This is a genomic window from Microbulbifer sp. 2205BS26-8 (assembly GCF_030731025.1).
Taxonomy (GTDB): domain Bacteria; phylum Pseudomonadota; class Gammaproteobacteria; order Pseudomonadales; family Cellvibrionaceae; genus Microbulbifer; species Microbulbifer spongiae.
The window spans coordinates 1-5,828 of record NZ_JAVAMR010000081.1 but is presented as its reverse complement, the minus strand read 5'-3'; the positions used below and the strand labels follow the sequence as shown (position 1 = coordinate 5,828).

Sequence of the window (5,828 nt, the reverse complement as noted above, 5' to 3'; positions counted from 1 at the left end):
GCCATGCAAACTCCGGGTTAGATAAATGGGGCCACTATGGACAGGTAACGCCCACCATATTGAAGCTGGCAGTAACGTCTGCAGTATTGTATCCCAAGTCCCCTGCCGCAGAGATTACGCCACAGGCACCCTGGTTGTATCCGGTGACTGGGCTCCAATACATCTGGTTGGCGAGAACAAAAGCATCAAACGCTGTGCGAGTATTCCAACCAGGCGTGTTGGCCAGCAGGTAGAAGGCCCGGTTGAAGACACCGGAGCTGTAGTGCACATTCATGCCACTTCGGTAGTCACTGGTATGATCGATAGAGTAGCCATCGGCAGTGGGGTTTTGAAAGTAACGCAGGGCGCCACTCCCTTTTTTAATCTGTTCGCCAGCCAGCCAGTCATTGCTGCCTGTCAAGAAATACTCTGCAGCTTCGCCGGCAATATCAGAGAAAGATTCGTTGATGCCCCCCGGCTGGTCTAGATATATGAGGTTTGAATTTTTCTCGGTAAAGCCATGGCTGACTTCATGTGCAATAACATCCAGGCTGACCAGTGGGTAGTAGATGGTAAGACCGTCGCCAAAGGTCATCTGCCTGCCATCCCAGAAGGCGCCCTCATAGTTTTTGCTGAAGTGTACCCGCAGGCGCAACTTCTGGGCCAGCGGTGAAGTGTCATACCAGTCGTCAAACATATCGAAGACAACATTGCCAAAGAAATGGGCATCATTCAGCGGAGAATAGGCGCCGTTGATTTGCTTGTAGGAATTACGGGCTGGATGTGTGTTGAAACACTTGAAAAAGTAGAAAACGTTGCCGCCACTTGTAGAGTGATTCATGTTTACAGTTTCAACATTCACCGTATCCATGTGGCAGTTGCTGGTTACTTCCATTGCAGGGAAATCGATACCATATTCATAGCGCCCGGTCTTTTCATTGCCACCAGGGCCGAAGCCATCCCGGAAAGCCAGACCGTCCCAGTGCTTGATCACTTCACCGGTCATGGCGTCGATAAAGTAGAACGGACGGGTTGGCGCTTCTCCGTATTCCACCCAGTTCACCAGATAAGCCAAGCGCGCTTCATCCTGCTCATTGATGTAGACATAGAGCTCTTTTTCCTGGTTCTGTGCGGCGAGTTTGATGGCAGGACGTGAGAGTGCTCCCTGGATCATACCTTGCTGAGCCCGCATGGTTACCTGATGGCTCATAGCACGCTCAACAGCGTTGCTGACATTGATGGCTGCGCGCACATTGGGGACTTCGAGCTTAAGTCCGGTGAGAACATGGTTATGGACTTCAGTAATCAGACCCTGGCTAGAGCTGGTTATCGTCTGGCCCCAAACAGAAATACCCTTGTGGGTCTGTTGGTAGCGGGCGACGGTTTTACCATTTCCAAGAGTGCGCTCATGCACTTTCACAAGAGCCATATCAGACCCTGCAACAGCTGTCAGAGCCTGTGGTAGGAGCATATCCGGGGTGGCGGGAATACGATCGGCAGCCTGGGCACTCATTGCCATGACTAAAGTACAGGTTACGCCTATTAGATGCTTCATTGCTAATTTTCCCTTTATGACTTTTTATATAAACCCCTAGAATCAACTTGTGAGTGCATAGCTTAATACCGCACGAAAAGGCGGCAAGTTGCCCGCAGACTGCGCGCTTTTTCTCCCACAAGAGAGAGCCGAGGAGACACGACAAGCAACTGGCCTATAAACAAAGATGCCAGATTGAGGCGTTCAAGAAAAGCAGTTTTATACAAACAGGGATTACGGAGATTGAAGGCGTGAGCCAGTTACGATATCGAGAAAGTTATGAATACGGCAATCCGCAACCACCCGCGGAGCGGGTGGTATGTAGTGGTCAACTATTTTCGGACAGTAAGTTAAATTTTTTCTTCCGCCTTTGCGGGAGGCACACTATCATTATGCTGATGTGGGCGTTCCCAGTTGTAGTAAGTCATCAGGTAATAGCTGACATCTCGCTTCGGCGATTGAAGCGTAGCCGAGAGACGGCATCCACTCGCTTTTCAAGCTACGGAACAGTCTTTCCATCGGTGCATTATCCCAGCAGTTTCCGCGACGACTCATACTCTGTCTCATCCGGCAGCGCCATAGCCGCTGCCTGAAAAGACGGCTCCCATACTGGCTACCTTGATCCGAGTGGAACATAACGCCATTTGGCTTACCTCGCTGCTCCCAGGCCATTTTCAAAGCCTTCATCGTGAGGACCGCATCCGGCTGCCCAACCGACGATACAGCGGGCGTACAGATCTATCACCGTAGCTAGGTAGCACCAGCGAGAGCCGGCCCAGATGTAGGTGATATCGCCACATCAGACTTGAGTTGGCATTTCCACATTGAACTCCAGATCAAGCTCATTCGGTATATCTGGCCACTCAACCGTTGCCTTTTTGTAATAGTGAGAGCCCGGTTGCTTGCAGATCAGGCCAGCTTCGCGCATCAGCCTGCGCACTTTGAAGCGCCCGATTGTGATGCCCTGATTGTTGAATATCCCCACAATTGTTCGGCTACCAGCGGCACTGCGGCTACGCTTGAAGACTTCATTGACCTTGGCACGAAGCTGAACCCTCGATACATCAATGCTATTTTTTCTGCTCTTGTACTCGTAGTAGCATGATCGAGGTACATCAAACGCTTTGCAGACCACTTCGACGGACTCTTGCTCACTTAATCGGTCTATCAGCGCGTACGATTCATCTCGTCGGACATCAAGAGAGCGTAGCCTTTTGTAGTATCTCTTTCTCCCGTTCCAGGCGATTGATCCGGGCCTCAAGCGCTTGGATCTTTTGTTGATCGGAGGTAAATGCTTTGCTCGGAGGCGTTTTCCCGCTACGTTCAGCTTCAAGCTGTTTCACTCATCGGCGGATGACGGTGGTACCCACATCCAATGAACGAGCGACCTCAGGTACTGAATAACCTTGATCTACGACCAGGCGGGCAGAATCCAGTTTGTACTCCAGGGAAAAGGAACGACCTTGTCTACTCATTGAACACCTCTATCTCAGGTGGCGACTTTACCACCTAAAATGGTGTTCGGGTTTAGTAGACCACTACACTTATAGCTTTAGGAATTACCGAAAGTTAACCAGTGAATCTCGACTCAAGTCTCTAATACTATTAGCTCCCGTCAAGGTCATTGCCACACGCATCTCATGTTTGTATAAGTCGATAAGTTTTTCAACGCCGATTTGGCCCTGTGCAGCCAATGCATAGATATAAGAGCGTCCTAACAGAGTACAGTCCGCGCCCAGTGCAAGCATACGAACCACGTCCAGGCCGCTTCTGATACCGGAGTCGACAAAGAGCTTAAGCTCGCCTTTGACTGCATCGGCGATACTGGGAAACGCCTTTGCCGTAGAGAGAACGCCGTCGAGCTGACGACCACCATGATTGGATACCACTATACCGTCTGCGCCAAAAGAGACCGCATCTTTAGCATCCTGCTTATCCAGAATGCCTTTAATTATCATCGGGCCATTCCAGAATTCACGGATCCACTCCAGATCTTTCCAGGAAATTGAAGGATCGAAGTTTTCTTCAATCCACCCGATGTAATCTTCCAGACTGGTAGGTTCACCACGATAGGTAGAGATATTACCCAGGTCGTGTGGCCTACCAAGCAACCCCACATCCAATGCCCAGCTGGGGTGGCGCATGGCTTGGAACATTCGACGTGCACCCGCATTGGGTCCGCTCATACCTGAATGCATATCGCGATAACGGGCACCCGGTACTGGCATATCAACGGTAAATACTAAAGTAGTAACGCCGGCTTTTTTCGCGCGCTCTAATACATTTTTCATAAAGCCGCGGTCTTTAAGAACGTACAACTGAAACCACATTGGACGTTCAAGAGCGGGGGCAACTTCTTCTATCGGGCAGACCGAAACCGTAGACATAGTAAAAGGAATGCCTTTATTTTCTGCAGCTTTTGCCGCCTGCACCTCACCTCTGCGCGCATACATGCCCGTTAAGCCAACCGGCGCAAGTGCGATTGGCATAGCAAATTTCTCGTCGAAAAGCTCAGTTTCAAGGCTTAGCGCTTCCATGTTCTTTAATACACGCTGTTTAAGCGTAATCTCAGCAAGATCTTCCGTGTTTCTTTTTAATGTATGCTCACAGTAAGAACCGCCATCAATGTAATGAAAAAGAAATGGAGGCAATTTCGCTTTGGCAGCGACGCGATAGTCGGTGGGAGCAGAGATGATCATATTTCAATCCTGTAAAAATTGTAATACAAGCCTTTCTTCGATGCTCCAGTATGGTCGATACCTTAAAGAGGGGGGTACCCCTACCCACAGACCTGCCGGTGCTTTCACAGTCGCAGGGCGAGAGTGAGAATAAATCTCATCCTGGCCATTCACAAGCAAAAACCGACGCTGGTTTGCGGCCTCTTTGTTGACTTTTTGTCGCTTCTCCGGGCAGGGATCGAGCGGGTTTTCACCGGCCTGAGTTTGCCTGAAACAACACTGCGCGGCTGCCCCATGAAAGAGATGTCAGCGAACCCAGTGTGTAGAGGGGAAAGGTCAACCGATCCTAACTATAAAGCACGCATCGCTAGCGCGCTGAATGTTTGCTTTAAGAAGCGCGGCCACTGGCCTTCGAGCAACAGGGCCATCTCAGTTAATGTGAACAGGCCCCAGCTGACCAGGACACATTGCGCTTTTTCCATGCGCAGACGGTTAAAAATATAGGCACCAAAATAATCTTATCGAATTGTAATCGGTTTTCTTTAAGGGTAAAGCGGCGTAAGATTCAGAGGCATTGCTCGCCATTACGGGCCAGGATTGGGCCGGTTTCTGTCTAACAAGCATAAAAACCCCAACGGCCCAGGCAATGTCCAGCAGATCCCTCCCGGTAACAGGAGAACGGTAAGTGACCTAAGCGTAAGTAAAAGGCGCTGACCCAAGGTGGGCAAACACCAAAGGGCCAGCTAACCAAATTGATAAACCAAGTATCAAAATGGCTATATGGATAATACGCTAGAAGCCCGCTCGTCTTCAATAAAGTGGGGCCCCTGCAGGCGCCTGGCGCGGTTGCCCAGGCTTTGGGCGCGTTGCATCCGCCGATTCTGCTTTACCGCCTACCGTTCCCGCGCCCCGCCCCGCTTTCCACTGTAACTGCCTCAATACGCCCATCACAAAAAGTCAAACCGGGACTTACAGCCCGGAAGGAAAGGCTTATGTTGGTTGTAAAACGCCGGCCCGGCGAGAATCTCAGAATTGGAACCCATGTTTCCGTCACCGTATTGGGTATTTCGGGTAACCAGGTCAGGGTGGGCATCGCGGCCCCCAAATCCCTGCCGGTACACCGGGAGGAGGTGTACCTGCGCATCCAGAAGGAACGGGCGCAAGGGGATGGAAGTGGTTGAGTAGCGGAGGCCACCCATCAGATCCGCCATACCCCTGACTGTCTCTGCAAGGCCGCACCGCCATCTCCGGCGGGCTCACCCGCCCGGGTGAGCTCCGGTTATTCCACTGGCGGTAAAGGGGCAGCTGGCCGGGTTCCCCAGCCATTCGGGCGTTCGCTCAAATGCGCACTGGCACTGTGACAGCAATAAACCGGCGCGGCTGTGCGGTTGGCCTATCGGTGGCGGCGCAGGACCTCGCGCCCTTGTGGCAGCGGGTTTAATCCCTGCCAGCCAGTCAGAATCAACCTTTACATTCACACAGCTAAATACCCTGCCCGCTTGCAGGGCGTTTGTTTTCGGCACCGGTCTGGCCTTTCCCTGGCGGGTTGTGCAGCAGGATTCCGATCGCTAAAAAAGCAGCGGCAATAAAGGCATTGGTGTAATAGTCTAAAGATAAACCAACCTGCAAACCCTTTA

3 protein-coding genes and 1 pseudogene are annotated in these 5,828 nt (G+C 51.4%); 1 reads left to right on the top strand and 3 read right to left on the bottom strand.

Annotated features, from left to right (window positions below):
- Positions 1 to 34 precede the first annotated feature (34 nt).
- The 3 genes and pseudogenes from Q5Y71_RS16265 to lldD form a co-directional block, all read right to left on the bottom strand.
- On the bottom strand, positions 35 to 1,534 hold the full coding sequence (locus Q5Y71_RS16265; protein ID WP_306043137.1) for a M4 family metallopeptidase: 1,500 nt from the start codon (positions 1,532 to 1,534) through the stop codon (positions 35 to 37).
- 329 nt (positions 1,535 to 1,863) lie between these two features.
- A pseudogene (locus Q5Y71_RS16260) lies at positions 1,864 to 2,988 on the bottom strand (IS3 family transposase).
- 84 nt (positions 2,989 to 3,072) lie between these two features.
- Complete coding sequence (gene lldD / locus Q5Y71_RS16255; protein ID WP_306043136.1) at positions 3,073 to 4,212, bottom strand: FMN-dependent L-lactate dehydrogenase LldD; 1,140 nt, start codon at positions 4,210 to 4,212, stop codon at positions 3,073 to 3,075.
- A gap of 971 nt (positions 4,213 to 5,183) precedes the next feature.
- Here lldD and csrA point away from each other — a divergent pair.
- A complete protein-coding gene (gene csrA, locus Q5Y71_RS16250; protein WP_306043135.1) occupies positions 5,184 to 5,372 on the top strand; it encodes a carbon storage regulator CsrA in 189 nt (62 codons plus the stop codon).
- Positions 5,373 to 5,828: the final 456 nt, after the last annotated feature.